The 24,280-nt window shown below is 63.6% G+C and carries 22 protein-coding genes and 1 tRNA gene; 22 read left to right on the top strand and 1 reads right to left on the bottom strand.

Going from position 1 to position 24,280, the window contains the following annotated elements; translation table 11 throughout:
- Positions 1 to 70 precede the first annotated feature (70 nt).
- Positions 71 to 3,292: a carbamoyl-phosphate synthase large subunit gene (gene carB, locus ACLF6L_RS11210; RefSeq protein WP_412851691.1), complete on the top strand. Its 3,222-nt coding sequence runs from the start codon at positions 71 to 73 to the stop codon at positions 3,290 to 3,292.
- Positions 3,289 to 3,765, top strand: a complete 477-nt coding sequence (gene greA / locus ACLF6L_RS11205) for a transcription elongation factor GreA (protein ID WP_238615901.1) — start codon at positions 3,289 to 3,291, stop codon at positions 3,763 to 3,765. The genes carB and greA overlap by 4 nt, the downstream gene beginning before the upstream one ends.
- A gap of 46 nt (positions 3,766 to 3,811) precedes the next feature.
- Here greA and yhbY read toward each other — a convergent pair whose 3' ends face one another.
- Positions 3,812 to 4,102 (bottom strand): ribosome assembly RNA-binding protein YhbY, encoded by a 291-nt coding sequence (gene yhbY, locus ACLF6L_RS11200; RefSeq protein ID WP_238615902.1) that lies wholly within the window; start codon positions 4,100 to 4,102, stop codon positions 3,812 to 3,814.
- A gap of 194 nt (positions 4,103 to 4,296) precedes the next feature.
- On the opposite strand from yhbY, the gene rlmE reads away from it, so the two are divergent.
- The 20 genes from rlmE to ACLF6L_RS11100 all read left to right on the top strand — a co-directional run bounded on the left by rlmE (position 4,297) and on the right by ACLF6L_RS11100 (position 24,265).
- Positions 4,297 to 4,920: a 23S rRNA (uridine(2552)-2'-O)-methyltransferase RlmE gene (gene rlmE / locus ACLF6L_RS11195; RefSeq protein ID WP_238615903.1), complete on the top strand. Its 624-nt coding sequence runs from the start codon at positions 4,297 to 4,299 to the stop codon at positions 4,918 to 4,920.
- 47 nt (positions 4,921 to 4,967) lie between these two features.
- Positions 4,968 to 6,887, top strand: coding sequence for an ATP-dependent zinc metalloprotease FtsH (gene ftsH / locus ACLF6L_RS11190; RefSeq protein WP_276315643.1), 1,920 nt, complete (start codon positions 4,968 to 4,970; stop codon positions 6,885 to 6,887).
- A 128-nt stretch (positions 6,888 to 7,015) separates the two neighbouring features.
- Complete coding sequence (gene folP, locus ACLF6L_RS11185; RefSeq protein WP_238615904.1) at positions 7,016 to 7,822, top strand: dihydropteroate synthase; 807 nt, start codon at positions 7,016 to 7,018, stop codon at positions 7,820 to 7,822.
- 53 nt (positions 7,823 to 7,875) lie between these two features.
- Positions 7,876 to 9,228, top strand: coding sequence for a phosphoglucosamine mutase (gene glmM, locus ACLF6L_RS11180; protein ID WP_238615905.1), 1,353 nt, complete (start codon positions 7,876 to 7,878; stop codon positions 9,226 to 9,228).
- 75 nt (positions 9,229 to 9,303) lie between these two features.
- Positions 9,304 to 10,065: a triose-phosphate isomerase gene (tpiA, locus tag ACLF6L_RS11175; RefSeq protein WP_238615906.1), complete on the top strand. Its 762-nt coding sequence runs from the start codon at positions 9,304 to 9,306 to the stop codon at positions 10,063 to 10,065.
- A gap of 7 nt (positions 10,066 to 10,072) precedes the next feature.
- A complete protein-coding gene (gene secG / locus ACLF6L_RS11170; protein WP_412851690.1) occupies positions 10,073 to 10,423 on the top strand; it encodes a preprotein translocase subunit SecG in 351 nt (116 codons plus the stop codon).
- 115 nt (positions 10,424 to 10,538) lie between these two features.
- A tRNA-Leu gene (locus tag ACLF6L_RS11165) sits at positions 10,539 to 10,623 on the top strand.
- Between the two features lie 380 nt (positions 10,624 to 11,003).
- A complete protein-coding gene (locus ACLF6L_RS11160; protein WP_008931995.1) occupies positions 11,004 to 11,360 on the top strand; it encodes an NADH-quinone oxidoreductase subunit A in 357 nt (118 codons plus the stop codon).
- Complete coding sequence (locus ACLF6L_RS11155) at positions 11,351 to 11,827, top strand: NuoB/complex I 20 kDa subunit family protein (RefSeq protein ID WP_008931996.1); 477 nt, start codon at positions 11,351 to 11,353, stop codon at positions 11,825 to 11,827. The genes ACLF6L_RS11160 and ACLF6L_RS11155 overlap by 10 nt, the downstream gene beginning before the upstream one ends.
- 27 nt (positions 11,828 to 11,854) lie before the next feature.
- A complete protein-coding gene (locus ACLF6L_RS11150; RefSeq protein ID WP_238615908.1) occupies positions 11,855 to 12,580 on the top strand; it encodes an NADH-quinone oxidoreductase subunit C in 726 nt (241 codons plus the stop codon).
- Positions 12,573 to 13,826 (top strand): NADH-quinone oxidoreductase subunit D, encoded by a 1,254-nt coding sequence (locus tag ACLF6L_RS11145; protein ID WP_238615909.1) that lies wholly within the window; start codon positions 12,573 to 12,575, stop codon positions 13,824 to 13,826. The genes ACLF6L_RS11150 and ACLF6L_RS11145 overlap by 8 nt, the downstream gene beginning before the upstream one ends.
- A complete protein-coding gene (gene nuoE, locus ACLF6L_RS11140) occupies positions 13,826 to 14,332 on the top strand; it encodes an NADH-quinone oxidoreductase subunit NuoE (RefSeq protein ID WP_008931999.1) in 507 nt (168 codons plus the stop codon). Before ACLF6L_RS11145 ends, nuoE begins: the two co-directional genes overlap by 1 nt.
- 6 nt (positions 14,333 to 14,338) lie before the next feature.
- Positions 14,339 to 15,619 (top strand): NADH-quinone oxidoreductase subunit NuoF, encoded by a 1,281-nt coding sequence (gene nuoF / locus ACLF6L_RS11135; protein ID WP_008932000.1) that lies wholly within the window; start codon positions 14,339 to 14,341, stop codon positions 15,617 to 15,619.
- Between the two features lie 32 nt (positions 15,620 to 15,651).
- Positions 15,652 to 18,036 (top strand): NADH-quinone oxidoreductase subunit NuoG, encoded by a 2,385-nt coding sequence (gene nuoG, locus ACLF6L_RS11130; RefSeq protein WP_412851689.1) that lies wholly within the window; start codon positions 15,652 to 15,654, stop codon positions 18,034 to 18,036.
- 27 nt (positions 18,037 to 18,063) lie between these two features.
- The gene (gene nuoH, locus ACLF6L_RS11125; protein WP_412852785.1) at positions 18,064 to 19,116 is read left to right on the top strand and encodes an NADH-quinone oxidoreductase subunit NuoH; all 1,053 of its coding nucleotides are present in this window, start codon (positions 18,064 to 18,066) and stop codon (positions 19,114 to 19,116) included.
- A gap of 14 nt (positions 19,117 to 19,130) precedes the next feature.
- Positions 19,131 to 19,622: an NADH-quinone oxidoreductase subunit NuoI gene (gene nuoI / locus ACLF6L_RS11120; RefSeq protein ID WP_238615912.1), complete on the top strand. Its 492-nt coding sequence runs from the start codon at positions 19,131 to 19,133 to the stop codon at positions 19,620 to 19,622.
- An 18-nt stretch (positions 19,623 to 19,640) separates the two neighbouring features.
- The gene (locus ACLF6L_RS11115; protein WP_238615913.1) at positions 19,641 to 20,234 is read left to right on the top strand and encodes an NADH-quinone oxidoreductase subunit J; all 594 of its coding nucleotides are present in this window, start codon (positions 19,641 to 19,643) and stop codon (positions 20,232 to 20,234) included.
- 149 nt (positions 20,235 to 20,383) lie between these two features.
- Positions 20,384 to 20,689 (top strand): NADH-quinone oxidoreductase subunit NuoK, encoded by a 306-nt coding sequence (nuoK, locus tag ACLF6L_RS11110; protein WP_090204636.1) that lies wholly within the window; start codon positions 20,384 to 20,386, stop codon positions 20,687 to 20,689.
- Between the two features lie 3 nt (positions 20,690 to 20,692).
- Positions 20,693 to 22,693, top strand: a complete 2,001-nt coding sequence (nuoL, locus tag ACLF6L_RS11105; RefSeq protein WP_238615914.1) for an NADH-quinone oxidoreductase subunit L — start codon at positions 20,693 to 20,695, stop codon at positions 22,691 to 22,693.
- A 57-nt stretch (positions 22,694 to 22,750) separates the two neighbouring features.
- Positions 22,751 to 24,265, top strand: coding sequence for an NADH-quinone oxidoreductase subunit M (locus ACLF6L_RS11100; protein ID WP_238615915.1), 1,515 nt, complete (start codon positions 22,751 to 22,753; stop codon positions 24,263 to 24,265).
- The last annotated feature ends 15 nt before the right edge of the window (positions 24,266 to 24,280 follow it).

Here is a 24,280-nt window from a genome sequence, read left to right as displayed (position 1 = left end):
ATTAAAGACCGCCCCCCATTTTGCCCGCCGGCGCCTTCAACGGCGCCGGGCTGTTCACGGTAGGACACGCATGCCAAAGAGAACCGACATCCAGAGCATCCTCATCATAGGCGCCGGCCCCATCGTCATCGGCCAGGCCTGTGAGTTCGACTACTCCGGCGCCCAGGCCTGCAAGGCCCTGCGCGAAGAGGGTTACCGGGTCATCCTGGTCAACTCCAACCCCGCCACCATCATGACCGACCCGGAGATGGCCGATGCCGTCTACATCGAGCCGGTGGAGTGGAAGACCGTCGCCCGCATCATCGAGCGGGAGCGCCCGGATGCGGTGCTGCCCACCATGGGCGGACAGACCGCCCTCAACTGTGCCCTGGATCTGGCCCGCAACGGCGTGCTGGAAAAGTTCGGCGTCGAGCTGATCGGCGCCACCGAAGACGCCATCGACATGGCCGAGGACCGGGAGCGCTTCCGTCAGGCCATGGACGAGATCGGCCTGGCCTCGCCCAAGGCCTTTATGGTCAACAACTGGGAAGAGGCTCAACGGGTGCAGCCGGAGATCGGCTATCCCATCATCATCCGCCCCTCCTTCACCATGGGCGGTAGCGGTGGCGGCATTGCCTACAACCGGGAAGAATACGAAGAGATCGTCAAGCGCGGCCTGGACCTGTCTCCGGTCAACGAGGTGCAGGTGGAGGAATCCGTGCTGGGCTGGAAGGAGTACGAGATGGAGGTGGTTCGCGACCGCGCGGACAACTGCATCATCATCTGCTCCATCGAGAACCTGGACCCCATGGGTGTGCATACCGGTGACTCCATCACTGTGGCCCCGGCCCAGACCTTGACGGACAAGGAATACCAGATCATGCGCAACGCCTCCCTGGCGGTGCTGCGCAAGATCGGCGTGGACACCGGCGGCTCCAACGTGCAGTTCGCCGTGAACCCGGAGGATGGCCGTCTGGTGGTCATCGAGATGAACCCCCGGGTATCCCGTTCCTCGGCCCTGGCTTCCAAGGCCACCGGCTTCCCCATTGCCAAGGTGGCGGCCAAGCTGGCCGTGGGCTTCACCCTGGATGAACTGCGCAACGAGATCACCGGCGGCGTGACCCCGGCTTCCTTCGAGCCGTCCATCGACTACGTGGTGACCAAGATCCCCCGGTTCACCTTCGAGAAGTTCCCCACCGCCAAGGCCAAGCTGACCACCCAGATGAAGTCCGTGGGCGAGGCCATGGCCATCGGCCGCACCTTCCAGGAATCCTTCCAGAAGGCCCTGCGCAGCCTGGAAACCGGCAGTGACGGCCTCAACGAGATGGTGGATCTGAACGCGGAAGATGCCGAATCCATCATCCGCAGCGAGCTGGCCGATGCCGGTCCCGAGCGCATCTGGTACGTGGCCGATGCCTTCCGCTTCGGCCTGACGCTGGAGCAGGTGCATGAACTCAGCCGCATCGATCCCTGGTTCCTGGCCCAGATCCAGGAATTGGTGGACATCGAGCAGGACCTCAAGAGCCGCTCCCTGAAGGATCTGGATCGCCGGACCCTGTTCACCCTCAAGCAGTACGGTTTCTCCGACCGCCGCCTGGCCAAGCTGCTCGACGAGACCGAGCGGACCGTGCGTGCCTACCGTCATGAACTGGGCATCCACCCGGTCTACAAGCGGGTGGATACCTGTGCCGCCGAGTTCGCCTCCACCACCGACTACATGTACTCCACCTATGAGGAGGAGTGCGAGGCCAATCCCTCCAGCCGCGAAAAGATCATGGTCCTGGGCGGCGGCCCCAACCGGATCGGGCAGGGGATCGAGTTCGACTACTGCTGCGTGCATGCCGCTCTGGCCATGCGCGAGGATGGTTACGAAACCATCATGGTCAACTGTAATCCGGAGACCGTTTCCACCGATTACGACACCTCCGACCGGCTGTTCTTCGAGCCGCTGACCCTGGAGGACGTGCTGGAGATCGTGCACCTGGAAAAACCCAAGGGCATCATCATCCAGTTCGGCGGTCAGACCCCGCTGAAGCTGGCCCGGGACCTGGAGGCCGCCGGCGCGCCGGTGATCGGCACCACCCCGGACTGCATCGACCTGGCGGAGGACCGGGAGCGCTTCCAGCAGCTGATCGAGAAGCTGGAGCTGGTTCAGCCCCCCAACCGCACCGCCCGCAGCGTGGACGAGGCGGTACGCCACGCGGAGGCCATCGGCTATCCGGTGGTGGTACGTCCTTCCTACGTGCTGGGTGGTCGTGCCATGGAGATCGTCTATAACGAAACCGACCTGCGCCGCTACATGCGCGACGCGGTGAAGGTGTCCAATGATGCCCCGGTGCTGCTGGATCGCTTCCTGGACGATGCCGTGGAGGTGGACGTGGATGCCATCTGCGACGGCAAGGACGTGCTCATCGGCGGCATCATGCAGCACATCGAGCAGGCCGGCGTGCACTCCGGTGACTCCGCCTGTTCCCTGCCGCCCTACAGCCTGAGCATGGCGCTGCAGAATCAGATCGTCGAACAGGTGCGCAAGATGGCGCTGGCCCTGGGCGTGGTGGGGTTGATGAACACCCAGTTCGCCATCCAGCGGGATCGCATCTTCGTGCTGGAGGTGAACCCCCGTGCCTCCCGTACCGTGCCCTTCGTTTCCAAGGCCATCGGCATGCCCCTGGCCAAGATCGCCGCTCGCTGCATGGCCGGCCGCTCCCTGGTGGAGCAGGGGGCCACCGAAACCGTGGTGCCTGACTATTACTCGGTGAAGGAAGCGGTCTTCCCCTTCATCAAGTTCCCCGGCGTGGACCCCATCCTCGGCCCCGAGATGAAGTCCACCGGCGAGGTCATGGGCATGGGCCGCAATTTCCCCGAGGCCTTTGCCAAGAGCCAGCTGGGTGCCGGCGTCAAGCTGCCCGAGACCGGCAAGGCCTTCATCAGCGTGCGCGAGGTGGACAAGCCCGGCATCATCCAGGTGGCCAAGGAGCTGGCGGCCCGGGGCTTCGAGCTGATCGCCACCCACGGTACCGCCCAGGCCCTGGAGGCCGCCGGCGTGACCTGCGAGCGCATCAACAAGGTGACCGAGGGTCGGCCCCATATCGTCGACATGATCAAGAACGACGAGATCAGCCTGATCATCAACACCACCGAGGGCAAGCAGGCGATTGCCGACTCCTTCACCATCCGTCGTGAAGCCCTGCAGCACAAGGTGACCTATACCACCACCCTGGCCGGTGCCTATGCCACGGTCCAGGCCCTGGAGTATCTGGACAGCGACCTGGTGTACTGCCTGCAGGACATGCACAAGGAGACCCGCTCATGAACAAGACGCCTCTGACGGTACGCGGGGCCGAATTGCTCAAGACGGAGCTGCAGCGCCTCAAGAGCGAGGATCGTCCACGGGTGATCGCCGCCATCGCCGAGGCCCGTGCCCACGGCGATCTGAAGGAAAATGCCGAGTACCATGCCGCGCGTGAGCAGCAGGGCTTCATCGAGGGGCGCATCAAGGAACTGGAGGCCAAGCTCTCCAATGCCCAGATCATTGATGTGACCACCCTCAACGCCGGCGGCAAGGTGGTCTTCGGCGCCACCGTGGAACTGGTGGACCTGGACTCGGATGCGGAGGTGACGTATCAGATCGTGGGTGACGACGAGGCCGATATCAAGATGGGCCTGATTTCGGTGAATTCACCCATCGCCCGAGCCCTGATCGGCAAGCATGAAGGGGACGAGATCCACTTCAGTGCCCCGGGCGGGGAAAAGCACTTTGAGATCGTGGCGGTACACTACCGCTGACGGCCACGGCCGGCCCTTCCCCCGGGCGGGGGAAGGGCCGGGACGCTCAGGGGAGTTCGATCACCGGCTTGTCCGGGTTGCGCCGGAACAGGGTGGCGATGAATCCCACCCGCTGTACCAGTTCCGCCCCGGTCTGCCCGCAGATCTCATGGATCGCCGCGTCCCGCTGTTCCCGGTCGCCGATGGCGACCTTGATCTTGACGAGTTCATGGTGGTCCAGCGCCTTGCGGATTTCCTCCATGACCGGCTCGGTGAGGCCGTTGCGGCCGATGCTGACCACGGGTTTACGGGAGTGCGCCAGGGCACGCAGGTGCTTGATGTGTCTTTCAATGGGCATGTCAGGGAAAAATCCGCAAGAATAACCAGGACGCGGGAGCATCCCGCGAGGTGACAGGACGGCCGGGGCATGCGGGCCGTTCCTCAAGTCGCCGAGTCTAGCATGCGCATACCCGCTGTAGGAGTCCGACCCCGGGCAATATTCCCCCGCGGCACCGACTTCACACAGGGAAGCAACCCCGGAAATCCTGACCCATGGCACGTAGCAAGACCAGCAGCCGCTGGCTCAAGGAACACTTCAGCGATCCCTTCGTCCAGAAGGCGCAACAGGAAGGTTGGCGCTCCCGCGCCGTTTATAAGCTGCAGGAGATCCAGGCCCGTGACCGGATCATCCGACCCGGCATGCGGGTACTGGACCTGGGGGCTGCTCCCGGTGGCTGGACCCAGTTCGCCGTCGGCGAGGTGGGGCGCAAGGGGCGGGTGATCGCCTCCGACATCCTGCCCATGGATCCCATCGAGGGGGTGGCCTTCATCCAGGGGGATTTTCGCGAGGAAGCGGTGCTTGAAGCCATCCTCGCCGCCCTCGGCGATGAGCCGGCAGACCTTGTAATTTGCGACATGGCCCCCAATACCAGTGGTGTGGAGGCCGTGGATCAGCCCCGGGCCATGTATCTGGCGGAGCTGGCCCTGGATACGGCGGGCCGGGTGCTGAAACCCGGTGGTGATTTCCTGGTCAAACTGTTCCATGGGACAGGCTTTGACGACTATGTGAAGACCCTGCGCGGACAGTTCGACAAGGTGCAGATCCGCAAGCCCGAGGCGTCACGGTCCCGATCGCGGGAGGTTTATGCGTTGGCCAGGGGCGCCAAACTGGTGTAAGGTCAGCTAAACCACGAGCACACGACAGACAAAGTCGAGGTAGACCCTTGAACGAGCTGGTAAAAAACCTGATTATCTGGGCGGTTATCGCCATCGTGCTGATGTCGGTGTTCAACAACTTCAGCCCGACGCAACCTCAGCCCCAGGCCTGGTCCTATTCGGAATTCCTCAACGAGGTGAAGGCCGGACGCATCGACAGCGTCTTCATCGAGGACAAGACCATCCACGGCCGTACCATCGGCGGCGAGCGCTTCAATACCTACGCCCCCAATGATCCGGGTCTGATCGGCGACCTGCTGGCCAGCAATGTGGAGATCCGCGTCGAGGAACCCGCCCAGCGTTCCCTGCTGACGGACATCCTCATCAGCTGGTTCCCCATGCTGCTGCTGATCGCGGTCTGGATCTACTTCATGCGCCAGATGCAGGGTGGTGCCGGCGGTCGGGGGGCGATGTCCTTCGGCAAGAGCAAGGCCCGCATGATGAGCGAGGACCAGATCAAGGTCACCTTCGGCGATGTGGCCGGCTGTGACGAGGCCAAGGAAGACGTGGCCGAGCTGGTGGACTTCCTGCGCGACCCCAGCAAGTTCCAGAAGCTGGGCGGCAAGATTCCCCGCGGCGTCCTGATGGTGGGCTCCCCCGGTACCGGCAAGACCCTGCTGGCCAAGGCCATTGCCGGCGAAGCCAAGGTGCCCTTCTTCAGCATCTCCGGTTCCGATTTCGTGGAGATGTTCGTGGGCGTGGGTGCCTCCCGGGTCCGCGACATGTTCGATCAGGCCAAGAAGCATGCCCCCTGCATCATCTTCATCGACGAAATCGATGCCGTGGGCCGCCATCGTGGCGCCGGTCTGGGGGGAGGGCATGACGAGCGCGAGCAGACCCTGAACCAGTTGCTGGTGGAAATGGATGGTTTCGAGGGCAGCGAAGGCATCATCGTCATTGCCGCCACCAACCGTCCCGACGTGCTGGACCCGGCACTGCTGCGTCCCGGTCGCTTCGACCGTCAGGTGGTGGTGCCCCTGCCGGATGTGCGCGGTCGCGAGCAGATCCTCAAGGTCCACATGCGCAAGGTACCCCTGTCCGAGAACGTGCGCGCCGACCTGATCGCCCGTGGTACGCCCGGCTTTTCCGGTGCCGACCTGGCCAATCTGGTCAACGAGGCCGCCCTGTTTGCGGCGCGCTCCAACAAGCGACTGGTGGAGATGATCGACTTCGAGCGCGCCAAGGACAAGATCATGATGGGCGCCGAGCGCAAGTCCATGGTGATGAGCGACGACGAGAAGAAGTTGACCGCCTATCATGAGGCCGGTCACGCCATCGTCGGCCGCCTGGTGCCCGAGCATGATCCGGTCTACAAGGTGAGCATCATCCCCCGCGGGCGTGCCCTGGGTGTGACCATGTTCCTGCCCGACGAGGACCGCTACAGCCACAGCAAGACCCGACTCGAGAGCCAGATCTGCTCCCTGTTCGGCGGCCGCATCGCCGAGGAGATCATCTTCGGCGCCGACAAGGTGACCACGGGCGCCTCCAACGACATCGAACGGGCCACGGCCATTGCCCGCAACATGGTGACCAAGTGGGGCCTGTCCGATCGCCTCGGTCCGCTGTCCTACGGCGAGGAGGAGGGCGAGGTGTTCCTCGGCCGCCAGGTGACCCAGCGCAAGCAGATGTCCGACGAGACGGCGCACGCCATCGACGAGGAGATCCGTCGCGTCATCGACACCAGCTACGAGCGTGCCAAGGAGATCCTTGAAGCCAACATGGAGAGGCTCCATACCATGGCCGACGCCCTGATCAAGTTCGAGACCATCGACGTGGATCAGATCAACGACATCATGGAAGGGCGCGAGCCCCGTGAGCCCGGTGGCTGGACCGGCGGCAGTGAATCCGGTCCCGGTGGCGCGGCCGGTCGTGATCAGGAAAAGGGTGACAGCAAGGGTGTCATCGGCGGCCCCGCCAGCCAGACCTGATGCCGTCATCACTGTGTGAAACGGGCCGTTGATGAACGGCCCGTTGGAGAAGCCGCCTTTTCGAGGGCGGCTTCTTTGTTTCAAACCTGCCCCCTTCATCGATCGATCCCGTACCCCGGATGCATGACATGAGCCATCACGCCGCGTTGCCCCAGATCATGGGGATTCTCAATGTCACCCCCGATTCATTTTCCGACGGTGGCCGTTTCCTGGCGCCGCGGCAGGCCATCGAGCGAGCGCTCGCCATGGTGGAGGAGGGTGCGGACATCATCGACGTGGGGGGGGAGTCCACCCGTCCCGGGGCGGCCGGGGTGTCCCTCCAGGAAGAACTGGATCGGGTCATCCCGGTGGTTGAGGCCATTGCCGCACGGGTGGATGCGTTGATCTCGGTGGATACCAGCAAGCCGGAAGTGATGCGCGAGGCCTGCGCCGCCGGTGCCGGCATGATCAATGATGTCTTCGCCCTGCAGGCCCCCGGCGCCCTGGCCGTGGCGGCCGGGACGAAGGCGCGGGTCTGTCTGATGCACATGCAGGGAGAGCCCCGCGGCATGCAGGTCGATCCCCGTTATGACGATGTGGTGGCGGAGGTGCGGAATTTTCTCGCCGCCCGCGTGGCCGCCTGTCTTGAGGCGGGAATTCCGAGGGATCACCTGGTGCTGGATCCGGGGTTTGGTTTCGGCAAGACTCATGAACACAATCTCGCCCTTTTCCGGCAGTTGCCGGCGCTGGTCGTGGATGGGTTGCCCTTGCTGGTGGGGGTGTCCCGCAAGAGCATGATCGGTAAAATGCTCGGCGATGACCGCCCGCCCCGGGAGCGCATCACGGGGAGTGTGGCGGCGGCCTTGCTGGCAGCCCAGCGCGGGGCCCGGATTCTGCGTGTCCACGACGTGGGCGCCACCCGGGATGCACTGCGCGTGCTGGCTGCCCTGGCATAGCCAACGACGACAGCACTGCCCCGCCAGGCTCATTCACTGACTCAGGTACGACCATGGAAAGACAATATTTCGGTACCGACGGCATCCGCGGCCGCGTCGGACAGCATCCCATGACCCCGGATTTTGCCCTGCGCCTGGGCTGGGCGGTTGGACGGGTGCTGGCGCAGGACGGCAAGGGCCTGGTCCTGATCGGCAAGGACACCCGGGTTTCGGGTTACATGTTCGAGTCCGCCATGGAGGCCGGCCTGTCCGCCGCCGGCGTGGATATCCGTCTCCTCGGGCCCATGCCCACGCCCGCCGTGGCCTACCTGACCCGTACCTTCCGCGCCTCGGCCGGCATCGTCATCAGTGCCTCGCACAATCCCTATTACGACAACGGCTTCAAGTTCTTTTCCAGCAGCGGCAACAAGCTCCCGGATGCGGTGGAGCAGGCCATCGAGGCGGAGCTGGAAAAACCCATGGAGACGGTGGATTCCGCCAAGCTGGGCAAGGTGGAGCGAATGGTGGACGCCGCCGGTCGCTATATCGAGTTCTGCAAGGGTACGATCCCCACCGGCACGACCCTGCGCGGATTGAAGATTGTGGTCGACTGTGCCCATGGCGCCACTTATGCGGTGGCGCCCCACGTGTTCGAGGAATTGGGCGCCGAGGTGATTCCCGTCGGCGTGGAGCCGGATGGCTTCAACATCAACGAGGGTTGCGGTTCCCTCCATCCTCGGCAGCTCCAGACCGCGGTGCTGACCCATCAGGCGGATCTGGGCATCGCCCTGGACGGGGACGGCGATCGCCTGATCCTGGTGGACGAAAAGGGTGAAGTGGTGGATGGTGACCAGGCCCTGTGCATCATTGCCCTGGCCCGGCATGCGGACGGCATCCTGCAGGGCGGGGTGGTAGGCACCCTCATGAGCAATCTGGGGCTGGAGCAAGCCCTGTCGGCCAAGGGGATCCCGTTTCGCCGTGCCGCCGTGGGGGATCGTTATGTGATGGAGGCCCTGCAGTCGGAAGGCTGGGTGCTGGGTGGGGAATCCTCCGGACATCTGATCTGCCTGGACCGCACCAGTACCGGAGATGGGATCGTGGCGGCCCTGCAGATTCTGGAGGTCATGCGCGCCTCCGGCAGACCCCTGTCGGCGTTGAAGGCGGTGATGGAGAAGTATCCGCAGACCCTGGTGAATGTCCCCATCAACGCCGCCACATCCCGTGCGTCCCTGCTGGACCACCAGGAGATCACCACGGCGTTGCAATCGGCCGAGGACACCCTGGCCGGTCGCGGACGTGTCCTGCTGCGCCCGTCGGGCACCGAGCCCCTGGTCCGCGTGATGGTGGAAGGTTCCGATCTGCGCCTGGTGGGGCGGATTGCCCAGGATCTGGCCGATGTGGTGCGCCGGGCCGCCGAGGCAGGATGAAATTGATTTATCCGCGCCGCGAAGGTAGGATTCCCGGCTCCATACAACACGCAGTGCGAACTCAGGAGCAGATTCATGCGCAGGCCCCTGGTAGCCGGTAACTGGAAGTTGAATGGTTCACGCAGTGCCAACCAGACCCTGATGCAGGCGCTGGTGGGTCCCGTGAGCGGACTGGGCAAGGTGGACGTGGCGGTCTGTCCCCCCTTTGTCTACCTGGAACAGGTGGCGGGGCTGTGCCGGGACGGCGGCATCGCACTGGGTGCCCAGGACGTGTCGGATCAGGACAATGGTGCCTTCACCGGCGAGGTGTCCGGAGACATGCTGCGGGAGATGGGCTGCACCTGTGTGATCGTGGGCCATTCCGAGCGCCGTACCTTGTACGGCGAGGATGATGCCTTTACCGCGCGCAAGTTCGCCGCTGCCCGTCGCCATGGTCTGACCCCCATCCTGTGTGTGGGTGAGCTGCTGGAAGAGCGTGAAGCCGGCGTCACCGAATCCGTCGTGGCGCGCCAGCTGGATGCGGTGTTGGCGGTGGAGGGGATTGAAGCCCTGTCCGATGCCGTGATTGCCTATGAGCCCGTGTGGGCCATCGGTACCGGCAGGACCGCCACGCCCGAACAGGCGCAGGCGGTGCATGCCTTCATTCGTGCCCGTCTGGCGGACCGGGATCCGGACGTGGCGCGGAAGGTGCGTATCCTGTATGGCGGCAGCGTCAAAGCCGATAACGCCGCCGAGCTGTTTGCACAACCCGATATCGATGGCGGCCTGATCGGCGGCGCCTCACTCAAGGCCTCGGATTTCCTGGCAATCTGCAAGGCCGCAGAACAAGCAGGTTGAAATCGTCATGCTGTATGGCATTTTGCTCGTTATCCAGGTCATCCTGGCCATTGGACTGATCGCCCTGATCCTGCTGCAGCATGGCAAGGGGGCGGACGCCGGCGCGGCATTCGGCAGCGGGGCTTCGGCCACCGTGTTCGGGGCTCGTGGCTCCGCCAACGCCCTCAGTCGCGCCACCGCCTTCACGGCCACGGCCTTTTTCGTCAATAGTCTGGCGCTGGCCTATCTGGTGGCCAATCGGCCCGAGGCGCCCAGTGTCATCGATCTGATCGATACCGCCCCTCGCGTCATCGAGCAGCCGGTGGAACAGGTGCCTGCCGATCGCATGCGCGACGTCCCGGCCGACGTGCCGAATTGATTGGAAAATAAAGCGAAATTTGGGGTTCACCCCGGCGCGGTTTCTGATAGAATGCCGGTCCGGCGGGCAAGCTGACATGGCTCGGCCAACCGCCGGAACCTCGTTGCTCGATATTGCAGATGTGGTGGAATTGGTAGACACGCCGTCTTGAGGGGGCGGTGGCGAAAGCCGTGTCGGTTCGAGTCCGACCATCTGCACCATCTTTTTTGTCCTTGTCAGTCCTGATCCTGCATCCAGCGCCAATTTTCCCGCACCTCTTTTCTGTGCGGGGCGCGTCTTCCCCGCGCGGGGTCTTGCCCGCCTGGCAGGATTTTCGTGACGACCGCTCGGCCTCCCTCGGGAGGGCGAAATATTGCGACTTGTCAAAATAATTTACTGACTTATCAATGCATTAGTTTTATTGGGAGCTTGACACTTTTTTTATGGGTGTCCTAGACTCGCCCGGGCCTCTGAAGCATTGGCACTTTACGCCGGCTCAAATAACTAATAAAAAGATGTGCCTGGACTTGAATCACGGGCACACGAAAAATCACCAAGTCCTGCCCCAGGTCATTCAGCGCTGGGTCAGGAGGAGAGGGAAATGCTGGAAAACTACCTGCCAATACTGGTGTTCATTGGCATCGGGCTGCTTGTCGGCGTCATTCCCCTGGCGATCGGCATGGCCGTGGGGCCACGCAAGCCCGATAGTGCCAAGGACTCGCCCTATGAGTGCGGCTTCGAGGCTTTTGAAGACTCCCGCATGAAATTCGACATCAGGTTCTACCTGGTGGCCATTCTCTTCATCATCTTCGATCTGGAAATCGCGTTTCTCTTCCCCTGGGCCGTGGCCCTGGATGAGATCGGCATGTTCGGCCTGCTCGCCATGGCCATGTTCCTCGGCATCCTGGTGATCGGCTTCATCTACGAGTGGAAGAAGGGGGCCTTGGAATGGGAATAGAGGGCGTCCTGGAAAAGGGCTTTGTCACCACCTCTGCGGACAAGCTCATCAACTGGGCCCGGACCGGATCGCTCTGGCCGATGACCTTCGGCCTGGCTTGCTGCGCCATCGAGATGATGCATGCCGGTGCCGCCCGCTACGACATGGACCGGATGGGGGTGATTTTCCGTCCCAGTCCGCGCCAGTCCGATGTCATGGTGGTGGCCGGTACCCTGTGCAACAAGATGGCACCCGCCCTGCGCAAGGTCTATGACCAGATGGCCGAGCCCCGCTGGGTCATTTCCATGGGATCCTGCGCCAACGGAGGAGGGTACTATCACTACTCCTACTCGGTGGTGCGCGGCTGTGACCGCATCGTGCCCGTGGATGTCTATGTCCCCGGATGTCCTCCCACCGCGGAGGCCCTGTTGTACGGCATTCTGCAATTGCAGAACAAGATCCGTCGCACTCAGACCATTGCCCGCTAGCCGGCGGTCTCCAGCCTGGACTTCACGATGAGCGAGAAACTCGACAGACTGGCCGCGTGCCTGGAAGAAAAGATCAAGGGCCGGATCAGGAGCCTGCACCAGGCCTGTGACGAACTGACCCTCGAAGTCTCCGCCGGGGACCTGCCGGGTGTTGCCGGGATATTGCGCAGGGACCCGGAACTGGGGTTCGACATGCTGGTGGATGTCTGCGGGGTGGACTATTCCGCCTACGGGGTGACGGAATGGACCACCGAGTCCTCCACTGCCGAGGGCTTTAGCCGCGGGGTGGAGAAGGCCACCTTCGGCCGTTTCACCTTTGATGAAGCCCCGCCTGCCTCCGGCCGCTCCGGCTCCCGTTTCGCCGTGGTCTACCACCTGCTTTCGGTGGCCCACAATCACCGCCTGCGGATCCGGGTGTACTGCGAGGATGACGAGTTTCCCACCATGCCGTCCCTGGTGGAGGTCTGGAACAGCGCCAACTGGTTCGAGCGCGAGGCCTTCGACCTGTTCGGCATCGTCTTCAATGGTCATCCGGACCTGCGTCGCATCCTCACCGACTATGGCTTTGTCGGCCATCCCTTCCGCAAGGACTTCCCCCTGGTGGGCCATGTGGAGATGCGCTACGACCCGGAACAGCGCCGGGTGATCTACCAGCCCGTGACCATCACCCCCCGGGTCCTGGTGCCCAGGGTGATCCGCAAGGACCATCGCTATCTGGACGATGCCGCCGAGGAGAAGTCCGCCGATGCCTGAGATTCGCAATTACACGCTTAACTTCGGCCCTCAGCACCCGGCCGCCCACGGGGTGCTGCGACTGGTGCTGGAGATGGACGGCGAGGTGGTGCAGCGTGCCGATCCCCATATCGGTCTGCTGCACCGGGGCACGGAAAAACTGGCCGAGAGCAAGCCGTACAACCAGAGCATCGGCTACATGGATCGCCTGGACTACATGTCCATGATGGCCAACGAGCACGGCTACGTGAAGGCCATCGAGCGCCTGATGGGGATTGAGCCGCCGCTGCGTGCCCAGTACATCCGGGTCATGTTCGACGAGATCACGCGGATCCTGAACCATCTGCTGTGGCTGGGCACCCACGCCCTGGACGTGGGCGCCATGACCATGTTCCTGTACTGCTTCCGCGAACGCGAGGACCTGATCGACTGCTACGAGGCGGTCAGCGGTTCCCGCATGCACGCCACTTACTACCGTCCCGGCGGCGTCTATCGGGATTTGCCCGGCACCATGGCCCAATATGAGCCTTCCCGCTGGAAGAGCGCGGCGGATGTGAAGCGCCTCAACCAGAGCCGCTCCGGCTCCCTGCTGGATTTCATCGAGGATTTCACCCACCGCTTCCCGACCTGCGTGGACGAGTATGAAACCCTGCTCACGGATAACCGCATCTGGAAGCAGCGTACCGTGGGGATCGGTGTGGTCAGCCCGGAGCGCGCCCTGCAGATGGGTCTGACCGGTCCCATGTTGCGCGGCTCCGGAGTGGCCTGGGATCTGCGCAAGAAACAGCCCTACGCCGTCTATGACCGCATGGATTTCGATATTCCGGTGGGGGTCAACGGCGACAGCTACGACCGCTATCTGGTCCGGATCGAGGAGATGCGTCAGTCCAACCGCATCATTCGTCAGTGCGTGGAATGGCTCAAGGCCAACCCGGGTCCGGTGATGATCGACGATCACAAGGTCGCACCGCCGCCGCGGGAGGAAATGAAGGCAGACATGGAGTCCCTGATTCATCACTTCAAGCTCTTCACCGAAGGTTACTGTGTGCCCGAGGGCGAGGTGTATTCCGCGGTGGAGCATCCCAAGGGGGAGTTCGCGGTGTATCTGATCTCCGATGGGGCCAATAAGCCCTACCGGGTCAAGGTCCGGCCGCCGGGATTCGTCCATCTGTCAGCCCTGGACGAGATGTCCCGGGGTCACATGCTCGCCGACGTGGTCACCCTGATCGGCAGCCTGGATATCGTGTTCGGGGAGATTGACCGCTGATGTCAGCCAACCAGACCAAGGGGAAGGCCAGCCTGCTCAATGCGCATCTGCGCGAGGAGATCGATCAGTGGTTGGCCCGCTATCCGGAAGACCGGCGCCGCTCCGCGGTGCTGGGGGCCTTGCGGGCCGTCCAGCATGAGCAGGGGCATCTGAGTACCGAGATGATGGATGCGGTGGCCGAGTACATCGGCATGCCCGAGATCGCCGTCTACGAGGTGGCCAGTTTCTACTCCATGTTCGAGCTGGAGCCGGTGGGGCGTCACAGCATCTCCGTCTGCACCAATGTCTCCTGCATGCTGCGCGGCGCCGACAAGATCCTCGACCACGTGGAAAACAAGCTGGGCATCAAGCTGGGGGAGTCCACGCCGGACGGCCGCTTCTTCCTCAAGAAGGAAGAGGAGTGCCTGGCGGGTTGCTGCGGCGCCCCCATGATGCAGGTGAACCACGTCTATCATGAGCATCTCACCCCCGAGAAGGTGGATGAGATCCTGGACAAGCTGGAGTAGACGCCCATGACCAACCGCATCTGCTTCATCACCCGCCAGTTCGATGAACCCTGGACCTATGACAACTACCTCAAGGTGGGCGGGTACAAGGCCCTGGAAAAGATCATCGCCGAGAAGATGACCCCGGACCAGGTCATCGAAGAGGTGAAAGCCTCCAATCTGCGGGGCCGCGGCGGGGCCGGGTTCCCCGCGGGTCTCAAGTGGAGCTTCATGCCGCGCACGGCGCCGGGCCAGAAGTACGTGGTGTGCAACTCGGATGAATCCGAGCCGGGCACCTGCAAGGACCGGGACATCCTGCGCTTCAATCCCCACGCCCTGGTGGAAGGCATGATCATCGCCGGTTATTCCATCGGCGCCACCGTCGGCTACAACTACATGCGCGGCGAGTTCATGGACGAACCCTATCAGCGCTTCAGCCAGGCGGTGAAGGAGGCCTATGACCACGGCTGGCTGGGGCGGAACATCAAGGGCAGCGGTATTGATTTCGATCTGTATCCCACCCTGGGCGCCGGCGCCTACATCTGCGGCGAGGAAACCGCCCTGCTGGAATCCCTGGAGGGCAAGAAGGGCATGCCCCGGTTCAAGCCGCCGTTTCCGGCCAACTTCGGTCTCTATGGTCGGCCCACCACCATCAACAACACCGAGACCCTGTCCTCGGTGCCCGCCATTATCCGTGAGGGCGGCGAGTGGTTTGCCGCCCTGGGGGTGGAACGCTCCGGCGGCGAGAAGTTGTTTTCGGTGTCCGGGCACGTGGAACGCCCCGGGAACTACGAGGTGCCGATGGGTACGCCGTTTGCCGACCTGCTGGCCATGGCCGGCGGGGTCTGGAAGGGGCGTAAGCTCAAGGCGGTGATCCCCGGGGGTTCCTCCGTGCCGGTGGTGCCGGGGGATCTCATGATGACCGCCACCATGGACTATGACGGCGTGACCAAGGTGGGTTCCATGCTGGGTTCCGGTGCCGTCATCGTCATGGACGAGACCACCGACATGGTCAAGGTGCTGCAGCGTATCTCCCGCTTCTATTTCGCCGAGTCCTGCGGCCAGTGCACGCCCTGCCGCGAGGGCACGGGATGGCTCTATCGCATGGTCACGCGCATCGTGGAAGGCCAGGGCCGCATGGAAGACCTGGCGCGGCTGGACGAGGTCGCGGCCAAGATCGAGGGACGCACCATTTGCGCCCTGGGCGATGCCGCCGCCATGCCGGTGCGCAGTTTTGTGAAGCACTTCAGACACGAGTTCGAACACTACATTCAGCACGGTCGCAGCCTGGTGGCGGACGCGGCCTGACGGGTGCGGAACGGGGCAACGGGAAGTGAAGCATGAGTGACGATCTGGTCAACTTCGAGGTCAACGGCATCCCCCTGCAAGCCAGGAAGGGGAGCATGTTGATCGCCGCGACGGATGCCGCCGGTATCCGTATCCCGCGCTTCTGCTACCACGAGAAGCTGTCGGTGGCGGCCAACTGCCGCATGTGCCTGGTGGAGGTGGAGCGGGCACCCAAGCCCATGCCGGCCTGCGCCACTCCGGTGGCCGAGGGCATGAAGGTCTACACCCGGTCGCCCAAGGCCCTGGCCGCCCAGAAGGCGGTCATGGAATTCCTGCTCATCAATCACCCCCTGGACTGCCCGGTCTGTGACCAGGGCGGGGAGTGCGAACTGCAGGATGTCTCCATGGGCTATGGCGAGGACCTGTCCCGCTACAGCGAGGCCAAACGCGTGGTCAGGGACAAGGACATCGGCCCCCTGATCGCCACCGAGATGACCCGCTGCATTCACTGCACCCGCTGCGTGCGTTTCGGCGAGGAGATCGCCGGCATGCGGGAACTGGGCGCCACCGGTCGTGGCGAACGGCTGGAGATCGGGACCTTTGTCCAGCGTACCGTGGTGTCCGAGCTTTCGGGCAATGTCATCGACCTGTGTCCGGTGGGGGCGTTGACCGCCAAGCCGTCCCGTTTCACCTACCGGGCCTGGGAACTGATCCAGCACCCCACCGTGTCTCCCCATGACTGCGTGGGCTCCAACCTGTTCCTGCACACCGACAACGGTCAGGCCAAGCGAGTGGTGCCCCGTCGCAATGACGGCGTGAACGAAACCTGGATCGCGGACCGCGACCGGTTCAGCTATGCCGGCCTGCAGTCGGAAGATCGCCTCACCACGCCCATGATCCGCGACCGGGGAGAGTGGGTGAGCACCGATTGGGAAACGGCCATGACCCGCGTCATCGAGGGGCTGCGGGCACAGCCGGCTGCCGAGTGCGGTGTCCTGCTGTCCCCCCAGTCCAGCCTGGAAGAACTCTATCTGGCCCAGCAGTGGCTGCGGGGCATGGGGATCCAGTCCCTGGACCATCGCCTGCGGCAGACTGACTTCTCGGATCAGGACCAGGCGCCCCTGTTCCCCTATCTGGGCAGCAGCCTGGAGGATCTGGAGGAGACCGGCGGTCTGCTGCTGGTGGGCGGCGACGTCCGCAAGGAACAGCCCATGTTGGCCCACCGCCTGCGCAAGGCGGCCCTCAAGGGGCGGCCGGTGATGGCCATCAATCCGCGGGATTTCGGCTTCCACTTCCCCCTCGCGCACCAGCGGGTCACCGACCCTCACGGCATGCTCACGGCCCTGGCCGGGGTACTGCGGGCGGCACTGGCCGGCGCGGGACAATCGGCGCCGGCCGCCCTGGTCGACGTGCTCAAGGCCGTCAAGCCCGATGCCGTCGATACCGCCATGGCCGAGGTGCTGGCCCAGGCCGGGGCGCGGGGACAGGTGCTGCTGGGTACCCAGGCCATGCACCATCCCCGGTTTACCTTGCTGCGCGCGCTGGCGGGTGCCCTGTGCGAGGTCACCGGTGCCCGCCTGGGATACCTGCCCGAAGGCGGCAATGCCGCCGGTGCCTGGCTGGCGGGTGCGGTGCCTCACCGGGGCGCTGCCGGGGCGGCCCTGCAGACGGAGGGACGTCATGTGCAAAGCCTGCTGGCCGACGGCATGAAGGCCTGTGTCCTGCTGAACGTGGAACCGGAACTGGATTGCGACAATCCCGCCCAGGCCCTGCAGGCTCTGCAGGGAGCGGAGTTCGTGGTGGCCATGACACCGTTCGTCACCGAGACCCTGCGTCGCCATGCCCATGTGCTGCTGCCCATCGCCACCTTTGCCGAGACCTCCGGCACCTGGGTCAATGGGGAAGGCCGCTGGCAGAGCGTGCCCGGCGCCGCCACCCCGCCGGGGGACACCCGTCCCGCCTGGAAGGTATTGCGGGTACTGGGCAACATGAGCGATCTGGCCGGGTTTGAATACCTGTCCTCGGAAGAGGTGAGGGATGAACTCAAGGCCCGCCTGGCCGAGGCGGGCATCTCCGGTTTCGACAACCGGGTTTCCCTGGAGGGCCGTCACCTGGCCCTGCCGCCCAGGCCTGCCGGGCTGCAACGGGTTTCCGCCACCGCCATGTACGGGGTGGACAGCCTGGTGCGCCGGTCCTTGCCTCTGCAGCAGACGCCGGAGGCCCTTGATCGCGCGGCCCGCATCAGCGAGACACAGGCCCGCGGCCTGGATCTGCTGGGGGCCGAGGAAGTGGTGGTGCGCCAGGGCAAGCTGACTGCCCGCATGAGGCTGATGATCGACGATACGGTACCCGCCGGCTGTGTCTGGCTGCCGGGTGGCATCACGGAAACAAGCACCCTCGGCCCCGCATACGGGCCGGTGGAACTGCACAAGGTTTAAGGTCGGGGTCCGAGCATGCAGCAAGCCATGATGGAATTCTGGGACGGGTTGCCCGTGATCATGCAGATCATGACCAAGATCATGATGATCGTCGGCCCCCTGTTGCTGGTGGTGGCCTACACCACCTTCGCCGAGCGCAAGGTGATCGGCTACATGCAGGTGCGGGTGGGACCCAACCGGGTGGGGCCGCGAGGGTGGCTGCAGCCCATCGCCGACTCCCTCAAGCTGCTGCTCAAGGAAGTCATCATTCCCAGCAACTCGGACAAGTATCTGTTCCTGATCGCCCCGGTACTGGCCATTGCCCCGGCCCTGGCGGTCTGGGCGGTGATCCCCTTCGATGACGGCATGGTGCTGGCCGACATCAACGCCGGCCTGCTGTATCTGCTGGCCCTGAGTTCGGTGGGTGTCTACGGCATCATCATCGCCGGCTGGGCCTCCAACTCCCGCTACGCCCTGCTGGGGGGGATGCGATCCGCCGCCCAGATCGTGTCCTACGAGATCGCCATGGGGTTTGCCCTGGTGGGCGTGGTGATGGCCGCCGGCAGCCTGAATCTGGGTGAGATCGTCATGTCGCAGCAGGGCAGTGTCTATCACTGGTTCCTGCTGCCCCTGTTCCCCCTGTTCCTGGTCTACCTGATCTCCGGGGTGGCGGAGACCAACCGCGCGCCCTTCGACGTGGCGGAAGGGGAGTCGGAGATCGTGGCCGGTTTCCATGTGGAATACTCCGGCATGGCCTTTGCCATCTTCTTCCTGGCCGAATACGCCAACATGATCCTGATCTCGGCGCTGACTGCCCTGCTGTTCCTGGGGGGCTGGCTGTCGCCCTTTGAGGGCATCCTGCCCGAGAGCGCCTTTGCCCTGCCGGTGATCGGCTGGCTGCTGGACAGCGGTATTCACTGGCTGCTGATCAAGACGGCCTTCTTCCTGTTCTGTTTCCTCTGGTTCCGCGCCACCTTCCCGCGCTACCGCTATGACCACATCATGCGGCTGGGCTGGAAGGTGCTGATTCCCGTGACCATCGTGTGGCTGTTTGTCCTGGGCGTGGCCTTTGCCCTAGGCATCGGTCCCTGGTTCGCATAAGGGAGGCTTTCATCATGAGCACGGCGATTCGCCAGTTCTTCAAGACCTTCCTGCTGTGGGAGCTGCTGTTGGGCATGAAGCTCACCGGTCGGCACTTCTTTGCCCGCAAGATCACCGTCCAGTATCCGGACGAGACCACGCCGATCTCGCCCCGTTTTCGCGGCCTGCATGCCCTGCGCCGCTATCCCAACGGGGAAGAGCGCTGCATCGCCTGCAAGCTGTGCGAGGCGGTGTGTCCGGCGCTGGCCATCACCATCGAGTCGGAAGAGCGGGATGACGGCACCCGCCGGACCAGCCGTTACGACATCGATCTGTTCAAGTGCATCTTCTGCGGCTTCTGCGAGGAGGCCTGCCCGGTGGATTCCATCGTCGAGACCCACATCATGCACTACCACTTCGAAAACCGTGGCGAGCAGATCATGACCAAGGACAAGCTGCTGGCCATCGGTGACAAGTACGAGGCGCAGATTGCCGCCGCCCGTGCCGTCGATGCGCCCTACCGCTGATCAGGGGGACTGCCTTTCATGAGTTTCGAACAGTTTCTGTTCTACTTCTTCTCCGCCATCCTGGTGGGTTCGGCCGTGGCCATGATCACGGTGCGCAACCCGGTGCATGCGGCCCTGTTCCTGGTGCTGGCCTTTTTCACCAGCGCCGCCCACTGGATCATGCTGGAGGCGGAGTTCCTCGGCATCCTGCTGGTACTGGTCTATGTGGGGGCGGTGATGGTGTTGTTCCTGTTCGTGGTCATGATGCTGGACATCAACGTGGCCCGGGTCAGGGAGGGGTTTGTCAGGTTGCTGCCGGTGGGACTGGTGGTGGCGGTGGGCATGATGGTGGTGATGGCCATGGTGGTGGGGGCCAGGGTGTTCCAGGTGGAATCTCCGGGCCGCGCCGATGCGGACTACAGCAATACCGAGGCCATCGGCCAGTTGCTCTATACCGAGTACGTGTATCCCTTCGAGATCGCTGCCGTGATCCTGCTGGTGGCCATCATCGCGGCCATCGTGCTGACGTTGCGGCGCCGGCCCGATAGCCTCTACATGGATCCGGCGGAACAGATCAAGGTGCAGCGCAAGGACCGCGTGCGCCTGATCAAGATGGAAGCGGAAAAGAAGTAGCGTCACATGGGCCGATGGACCCTGGATCCTGTTGTCATGGCCGGATCGGCATGGCGGGCGGATTTCAGGACTGAATCTACAGGGCTGAACGAAAACACCCAAGCGGGCGCCGTGGCGAGACCTGCGCTGGGCCAAAAACGGGACCAAGCATGATTCCTCTGTCGCATTACCTCATCCTTGGGGCGATCCTGTTCGCGCTGAGCGTCACCGGGATCTTCCTGAACAGGAAAAACCTGATCCTCCTGCTCATGTGCATCGAGCTCATGTTGCTGGCGGTGAACATGAACTTCATTGCCTTCTCCCATTACCTGGGGGATCTGGCGGGGCAGATCTTCGTGTTCTTCATCCTCACCGTGGCAGCGGCGGAGGCGGCCATCGGCCTGGCCATTCTGGTGCTGGTGTTCCGTAATCGACAGACCATCAACGTCCAGGATCTGGACGAGATGAAGGGGTAGGGCATGGATACTATCTATCTGCTCATCGTACTCGCCCCCCTGTTCGGGGCCATCGCCGCCGGTCTGTTCGGCCAGCAGCTCGGGCGGACCGGGGCGCATACCGCCACCATCGCCGGGGTGGCCGTCTCCTTCCTGCTCTCGCTGGTGGTGTTCTGGCACCACGTGATCGGCGGGGCCGAGGTCTACAACGAGACCGTCTACACCTGGCTGGTCAGTGACGGCATCCGCTTCGAGGTGGGGTTCCTGATCGACAACCTCACCGCCCTGATGATGCTGGTGGTGACCTTCGTCTCCCTGATGGTGCACATCTACACCATCGGCTACATGCATGAGGACCCGGGCTATCAGCGCTTCTTTGCCCTGATTTCCCTGTTCACCTTCTCCATGCTGATGCTGGTGATGGCCAACAACTTCATGCAGCTGTTCTTCGGCTGGGAGGCCGTGGGCCTGGTGTCCTACCTGCTCATCGGCTTCTGGTTCAAGCGGCCCACCGCCATCCATGCCAACCTCAAGGCCTTCATCGTCAACCGGGTGGGGGACTTTGCCTTCGTGCTCGGGATTGCCGCCATCGTCTTCTACACCGGCAGCCTGGACTACGCCACCGTCTTCGGTCAGGCCGAAGGCATGTCCCAGGCCGGCATCAGTGTCCTGCCGGGCACCGAATGGTCCCTGCTGACCGTGGCCTGCATCCTGCTGTTCATCGGTGCCATGGCCAAGTCGGCCCAGGTGCCCCTGCATGTGTGGCTGCCCGACTCCATGGAAGGCCCCACCCCCATCTCGGCCCTGATCCACGCCGCCACCATGGTGACGGCGGGGATCTTCATGGTGGCGCGCATGTCGCCCCTGTACGAATTCTCCGTGACCGCCCTGAGCTTCGTGCTTATCATCGGTGCCGTCACCGCCTTCTTCATGGGGCTGGTGGGGCTGGTGCAGAACGACATCAAGCGGGTGGTGGCCTATTCCACCCTGTCCCAGCTCGGTTACATGACGGTGGCCCTGGGCGCCTCCGCCTATGCGGCGGGCATCTTCCACCTCATGACCCATGCCTTCTTCAAGGCCCTTCTGTTCCTGGCCGCCGGTTCGGTGATCATGGCCATGCATCATGAGCAGGACATCCGTCGCATGGGCGGGCTGCGCAAGTACATGCCCATCACCTATGCCACCGCCCTGATCGGCTCCCTGGCCCTGATCGGCTTCCCCGGATTCGCCGGCTTCTTCTCCAAGGACGGCATCATCGAGGCCGTGTCACTGTCGGAGATTCCGGGAGCGGGTATTGCCTACGTGCTGATATTGCTGGGGGTGTTCGTTACCGCCCTGTACACCTTCCGCATGTTCTTCCTGGTGTTCCACGGCGAGGAGCGTTTCCGCCATGCGGCACCCGGCACCGACCACGATCACGGACACGACCATGAGGGCCACGGTCACGGCCTGAAGGGAGATCCGAAGGAGTCACCCTGGGTGGTCACCGTGCCCCTGATCCTGCTGGCGATTCCCTCGGTGCTGGCGGGTTACTTCGTCGGTCCCATGCTGTTCGGCGATTTCTTTGCCGGCGTGATCCATGTGGACGAGACCCGGGATGTACTGGCCCGTCTGGGCGAGGGCTACACCGGCGTCACGGGCTTCATCGCCCACGGCCTGGCGATGCCGCCCTTCTGGCTGGCGATGGCGGGTCTGGCCACGGCCTGGTACGTCTACATGAAGCGCCCGGACATTGCCGACAGCGCCCGCCGTCGTGCGCCCTGGGCCTACGATCTGCTCAACCGGAGCTATGGCTTCGACCAGTTCAATGAGGCGGTGTTCGCCAAGGGGACCCAGCGCCTGGGGCAGTGGTTGTGGCGCTTTGGTGACACGCTGGTGATCGATACGGCCATCGTCAACGGCAGTGCCAGGACGGTGGGCTGGTTGTCCCGGCAGGTGCGTCATGTGCAGACGGGCTATGTGTATCACTACGCCTTCGCCATGATCATCGGTCTGCTGGTGCTCATCATGGCGTTTGCCTTCTAGCGCGGTCGTGCTGGGTGCAACGACAGGATCAACGCAGGATTCCACTGGGAAGAAATAATGTTCGCTGACTGGCCACTGCTCTCTCTTGTGATATGGACGCCGATTCTCGGCGGCCTGATCGTCCTGACCATGGGTGACCGGATGCCCGAGGCATCCCGGCGCGTGGGCCTGGCCTTCGCGGTGCTGACCTTCCTGGTGAGCATCCCGCTGTTCACCCAGTTCGACCGCGGCACCCACGAGATGCAATTCGTGGAGATGATCCCCTGGATCAGCACCTTCAACATCCATTACCACCTGGGCGTGGACGGGATCTCCATGCCGCTGATCCTGCTCACCACCTTCATCACGGTGCTGGTGGTCATTGCCGCCTGGGAAGTGATACAGCATCGGGTGTCCCAGTACCTGGCTGCCTTCCTGATCATGGAGGGCCTGATGAACGGGGTCTTCTCGGCCCTGGACGCGGTGCTGTTCTACGTCTTCTTCGAGGCCATGCTGATCCCCATGTTCCTGGTGATCGGCATCTGGGGCGGCCCCAACCGGATCTACGCCACCCTCAAGTTCTTCCTCTACACTTTCCTGGGCTCGGTGTTCCTGCTCATCGGCCTGATCTATCTGTACACCCAGTCCGGCAGCTTCGCCATCCTGGACTTCCACCATCTGCCCCTGGGCATGACCGCCCAGATGCTGATCTTCCTGGGCATGCTGCTGGCCTTCGGGGTGAAGATTCCCATGTTCCCGGTCCATACCTGGTTGCCGGATGCCCACGTGGAGGCACCCACCGGGGGGTCGGTGATCCTGGCGGCGATCATGCTCAAGATCGGCGGCTACGGCTTCCTGCGCTTCTCCCTGCCGATTGCCCCGGACGCGGCCATGGCCCTGGACTGGCTGATGGTCACCCTGTCCCTGATCGCCGTGGTCTACATCGGCTTGGTGGCCCTGATGCAGCAGGACATGAAGAAGCTGATCGCCTACTCGTCCATCGCCCATATGGGTTTCGTGACCCTGGGCTTCTTCATCGTCTTCATGATCTACAACAACACCGGTTCCTGGCAGGGGGCTGCCCTGGGGATCAGCGGCGGCATGGTGCAGATGATCTCCCACGGTCTGATCTCCGCGGCCATGTTCCTCTGCGTGGGGGTGCTCTATGACCGCATGCACAGCCGCCGGATCGCCGATTACGGCGGCGTGGCCAACACCATGCCCTGGTTCGCCGCCTTCTTCGTCCTGTTTGCCATGGCCAACACGGGACTGCCGGGTACCTCGGGGTTCGTGGGCGAGTTCATGGTGATCCTGGCCGCCTTCCGCGCCGACTTCTGGATTGCCCTGCTGGCCGCCACCACCCTGATCCTGGCCGCGGCCTATACCCTGTGGCTGGTGAAGCGGGTGGTCTACGGCGAGGTGGCCAATGACAACGTGGCCAAACTGACGGATGTGAACCGGCGTGAGTTCTGGGTGCTGGGCGTGCTGGCCTTTGCCGTGCTCCTTCTGGGGGTCTGGCCGGCGCCCTTGCTGGATGTGCTGGACGCCACCGTGGACAACCTGGTGCGGCATATCGCCGTTTCCAAGCTCTAAGCTCTCCTGGATGCC

It is taken from the genome of Ectothiorhodospira shaposhnikovii, from assembly GCF_047222355.1.
Taxonomy (GTDB): domain Bacteria; phylum Pseudomonadota; class Gammaproteobacteria; order Ectothiorhodospirales; family Ectothiorhodospiraceae; genus Ectothiorhodospira.
This window is presented reverse-complemented; position numbering and strand designations above follow the sequence as displayed.